The organism is Acidobacteriota bacterium (assembly GCA_003696075.1).
Taxonomy (GTDB): Bacteria; Acidobacteriota; Polarisedimenticolia; order J045; family J045; genus J045.
Genome location: RFHH01000013.1, coordinates 1 through 4,293, shown reverse-complemented (window position 1 = coordinate 4,293; position 4,293 = coordinate 1). Strand labels below are relative to the sequence as shown.

The following is a 4,293-nucleotide window of genomic DNA, read 5'->3' as shown; positions in this document are numbered from 1 at the left end:
CGCCGGCGGCGATTCGCGCACCGGGTAACGTCGCGAGGGTCGCGCGGATCCTCGCGCGGCGGCTCCCTCGCGGCCTGCGCGTTCCGCTTCGCCCGCCGCGGTGAGCCGCCTTCGCGACGCTCCCCGAGGGAACCGCGTCTGGCCGGCACTCGCGAGGGTTTTCCGGCGCTGCCGCGCGCCGGCGGCTCGGGAACCGGGCGCCGCCGGTGAGCCGAAACGGTGGGAGGTGCTCCCTCGATGGTGCGAAACGCGGGGCAACCCGAAGGAGGACACCCAGTTCGGCCCGGCCCGCCGGCTTCGAGCCGCCCGAGAGCGTAGCCCCCGAACTCCCAACGGCTTCGATGGGAAAGCGCACCATTGCGGATGCACGTCCGACACGTGGCGTGCCGGGCGAAAGCGCCGGGAGGTGCACCCTCGATGGTGCCGAACGTGTGGCGACTCGATGTCGGATAGAGATTCCGCTCCGATCTCGCGGGCGTCGCGCCGATCGAAAGCGCACCGTCCAGGGGCTCGGCGGCTCGAATGCGGCAATGCACGATCGGGGATGCCCCTCGTGCGGCTGGGTGCCGGCGATCCCCTCCGCGGAAGCGCCGGCCGCGCGGTGCGTTTGCCGACGAGTTCCTTCCGGGCGAAAAGCCAGCCGGGGCGTCGATCCAGCGGAACGGAATCCGCGCATCGGTGGAGCGCCCGATAGCCGGCCTGCGAAACGTCGTCCCTCGGGGTCGGATAGAGGGGCCGGGCCGTTTCCGAAGCGCCCGGTACGACCCGCCTCGGCGGCGGCAGCCTGCCTTTTCTCTCCGAGCGCTCGGGAAAGATCCGGCGGAACCGCACCGAAGTGCGGGCGGCCGCCGCCGCCCTGCCGCCGGCGGTGCCGCAGCCCGGCCGCTGTTCCGCCTCGCGGTTCCGGAGCGGCGCCGTCCGCGACGGGACTCCGCGGCCCGCGGCGCCTTCCGCCGGTCGGCTCGTCGGGGGACATGACGGCTCCGAATTTCGTGTGAAAAAAGGCGGCAGAGGGTTCCGACGAAAAGAGGGGACGGTCCGCGCTCGCGGCGGCGCGTGCACGCGTTCGGCCGCCGCGGACCGCTGCCGGCGGCGCTCCGCAGGACGTCCGGGCGCCATCGCGCGGCAGGGGAATCGACACGGACGCCTGACGGCTCCGCGGAGGGCCGTCCGTGCGCGCCGCCCGCTCCGCCGCGGCCGCGGCGCGCGGGGAGGTCAGGATGCGTCTTCTCGGGAGTTCCGGTCTGTTCGCGCGGCCTCGCTTCGGTGCCGCGCCTCCGGTCGCTTCGTTTCTGCTGGCCGCCGCGGTCCTCTTCGCGGCGGCCCCGGCAGCCGCCCAGGGGCCGCCGCCAGCGGACATGCTCGTCGACCCGCCGCAGCTCGTCGCCGAGCCCTCGAGGGCCTGGGGTCCGCGCGGTCTGGTCGACGCCGGTTTCGGGCACCTGGTCGCGCTGATCCACGACCAGGCCTACGAGGAGCTGCAGGTGCAGTTCAGCTCCGACGACGGGCGGACGTGGTCGCTCGCGTTCTGGGAGTACAACGTGACCCAGGCGCCCGCGATCTGCTCCGACCGACTCGGGAGCGTCTACCTCGTGTGGGCGCAGGATTGGGAACCGCAACGGATCTACATCCGCCGGTCGGCCGACTTCGGTCAGAGCTGGGATCCGCCGCTCCTCGTCGGGCAGCCGAACTTTCTCGCCGGCCCGCCGCTTCTCGCGTGCAACGCCGCCGGACAGGTGTTCGTCCTCTGGATGGAGGCGGTCGGGGCGTCGCGCGACCTCTACGCGGCCGGGATCGATTTCTCCAGCGGCGGCGCTCCGGTGGTCGCCAAGCTGAACGACGCGCCCCTCGCCGACCCCCAGCCCGCGCTGGCGGCCGGATGGGGGCGTGTGGGGTGGGCCGTCTGGCTCACCGATCCGCCGTACGCCTCCGTTCAGTTCTCCCGGACCCGTGACGGCGGCGCGACCTGGTCGCCGCCGGCTCCGGTGCCGTACCCCTCGATCCTCGAGCGCACGGCCGCTTCTCCGCGGATCGCCGCCCAGGGGATCGGAACCGCTGCGGTGGCCTGGCTCGAGCGCCCGTTGGGGGGAAGGGCGCGCGTGTACGTCAGCTCGACGAGCGACGGTGGCGTCACCTGGCTCGGCCAACCCACCCAGCCGGACGGTGGGTCCTGCTCCGGCGGGGACGAGACCCTGCCGCGCCTCTGCCTCGGCAGCGCCGGCCTGGCGGTCGCCTTCGGCTGCGCGGTGGATCCGGGCCGGGTGACCGTCGGGACCAACCTGAGCCGCGATCTCGGGGCCACGTGGGTCTACCCCTCGCCCGTGCTTCCGGACGACGAAGACCAGCGCGATCTCGTCGCCTTGGCGCTCGCATGTGACGTGGGGGCGTTCGGGCACCTGCACGTGGCGGCCTGCGTCGAGCCGCGCCACGGACGCCAGCACTTCGTCTCGCTCCGGCACGCGATGGGAGATCCCGCCTGGCGGTTGTGGGAGCCCCACACCGCCGCACCCGACGGCGCTCCCGCCCAACACGGCATCGAGGCGGTGGCAGCCGCGGACCAGGAGGGACGCGGCTTCCTCGAGGTGAACCTCGAGGAGAGCTTCGCCGTCGGGGTGAACGGGACGACCGCCGAGGTGCGCCTCGACACCGCCGAGGGGCCGCCGGGCGCAGGAGAGTCGAGCGAGCCGGCCGTCACCGGAAGCGGATGGCCCGACGTGTACGCTGCCTGGGTCTACTCCTCGCCGATCGAAACGCCCGAGATCCTCGCGGCCGTCTCGCCGGACGGAGGTGTGAACTGGATCCGGTCGGAGACGCCGGTGGCCATCGGTGACGTCGGCGCACCGGCGCTGGCGGCCGCCGGCCGGGGAGCCGGCTCACCGCCTCCCGTCCTCGCCGTCCACACGCGCCGCTCTCCGGGATCCGGTGTCCGCGTCCTCGACTCCGCGGTGAGCTACGACCGAGGCCGCACTTGGCAGCCTGCCGGGCAGGTGAGCCGGACGCCCGACCAGGGCGACATCGCTCAGGCGGTCGTTTGTGCGCCGCGCGGCGGGCCGGCGCGCGTCTACGCCGCCTGGATCAACGAACGCGGCGAGGTGCGGACCAACCGCTGGGCGCCGGCCGTCGGCTGGCAGCCCGAGGACGTCCGCCTCGACACGCCGGCCCCGCGGACCGGGTACGCCTCGGGCCTCCCGGCGATCGCCTGCGATGCGCTGGGGAACGTCTGCGTGGCCTGGGAGGACCATCGGACGATCGAATCGCAGGTGCGCGCCAACTGCTCCCACGACTTCGGCGCGAGCTGGCAGCCGCTGGACGTCCGGCTGGACCAAGCCGACGGGTGGGATGCCTCCCGCCCTGCGCTGGACGCCGACGGGGCCGGAGCCCTCGTGGTGGCGTTCCTCGAGAACGATCCGCTTCTCGGGCGGGCGGTCCGGGTCCGCCACTCTTGCGACGGGGGCGCGACCTGGTCTCCGGTGGCGACGCCGCAGCAGACCTACCAGCTCTCCGCGCGCGTCGACGCCGCGATCGAGCCGCGCGGTCACGTCCTGGTGGCCTGGACGGGCGACGGGCCGGCGGTGACCGTCTCCGCGTCCGCCGACTGGGGGCACACCTGGCTCGAAGAGCAGAGCTTCGCCTGCTCGGAGGCGACCGCTCGATGCCGCGAGGAGGTCTCCGCGGAACTCCGGGCCGACGGCGGAGCGAGTCTCGTGTACGCCTTCACCCCCGCGTTCGCCGACCGGGTGGACATCCGCGCCGTCGTCTCGCGCGATTACGGGGCGAGCTGGAAGGGACCGTTCGGGCTGGCTCCCGACGGCGGGATCGGTCATGAGGGCGCGGGCCAGCTCTTCCGGCCGATCGCCGGTCCCGTGGCCGATGCCGGAGGGCCCGGCGGGCCGGGGGCGGGGGATCCGGTGACCGCGGTCTGGACCGCGGCCCCCATGGACGGTTCCGGGAGCGCCGACGTGGCGGCCGGGCGGTGGCGCGTGCCTTCCGGCCTTCCGCTGGAGATGCGCTGGCTCCGGTTCCACGCGGATCGGCTCACCCTCGAGTGGCTCCCCTCGCCGCCGGAGCAGGCCGACTGGTACGACCTGTACCGCGCGCCGGACGGCGGGCCGTTCGGTTGCCTCGCCCGCGGCCTGACCTCGCCGACCTTCGAGGACCCGGAGCGTCCCGCGCCCGGGCGGGCGTTCTTCTACGTGGTCACCGGCGTGGGGCCCGGCGGCGAGGGATCGGCCGGCCGCGACCTCGGGGTGAGCTGCGAGCCGCCTCCGCCCGAGTGCTCCCTCTGACAGGCGG

General features: G+C 74.3%; 1 protein-coding gene. It reads left to right on the top strand.

Translation table 11 applies throughout. The features are described from left to right. Positions 1–1,172 precede the first annotated feature (1,172 nt). Positions 1,173–4,286, top strand: coding sequence for an exo-alpha-sialidase (locus D6718_00615; GenBank protein ID RMG48985.1), 3,114 nt, complete (start codon positions 1,173–1,175; stop codon positions 4,284–4,286). The last annotated feature ends 7 nt before the right edge of the window (positions 4,287–4,293 follow it).